Annotated in this window: 1 rRNA gene; it reads right to left on the bottom strand. The window is 52.9% G+C overall.

Features of this window, described 5'->3' with window-relative positions:
- A 23S ribosomal RNA gene (locus ACJHYR_RS28050) occupies positions 1-692 on the bottom strand; the annotation flags it as partial.

The raw sequence follows: 692 nt of genomic DNA, 5'->3' as shown, positions 1-692 counted from the left end.
GCACCCGCCGTGTGTCTCCCGTGATAACATTCTCCGGTATTCGCAGTTTGCATCGGGTTGGTAAGTCGGGATGACCCCCTTGCCGAAACAGTGCTCTACCCCCGGAGATGAGTTCACGAGGCGCTACCTAAATAGCTTTCGGGGAGAACCAGCTATCTCCCGGTTTGATTGGCCTTTCACCCCCAGCCACAAGTCATCCGCTAATTTTTCAACATTAGTCGGTTCGGTCCTCCAGTTAGTGTTACCCAACCTTCAACCTGCCCATGGCTAGATCACCGGGTTTCGGGTCTATACCCTGCAACTTAACGCCCAGTTAAGACTCGGTTTCCCTTCGGCTCCCCTATTCGGTTAACCTTGCTACAGAATATAAGTCGCTGACCCATTATACAAAAGGTACGCAGTCACCCCATAAAGAGGCTCCCACTGCTTGTACGTACACGGTTTCAGGTTCTTTTTCACTCCCCTCGCCGGGGTTCTTTTCGCCTTTCCCTCACGGTACTGGTTCACTATCGGTCAGTCAGGAGTATTTAGCCTTGGAGGATGGTCCCCCCATATTCAGACAGGATACCACGTGTCCCGCCCTACTCATCGAGCTCACAGCATGTGCATTTTTGTGTACGGGGCTGTCACCCTGTATCGCGCGCCTTTCCAGACGCTTCCACTAACACACACACTGATTCAGGCTCTGGGCT

The organism is Escherichia sp. WS1450 (assembly GCF_046487395.1).
Classification (GTDB): Bacteria; Pseudomonadota; Gammaproteobacteria; order Enterobacterales; family Enterobacteriaceae; genus Escherichia; species Escherichia coli.
The sequence above is the reverse complement of the archived record's forward strand: the minus strand, read 5'-3'. Positions and strand labels throughout refer to the sequence as shown.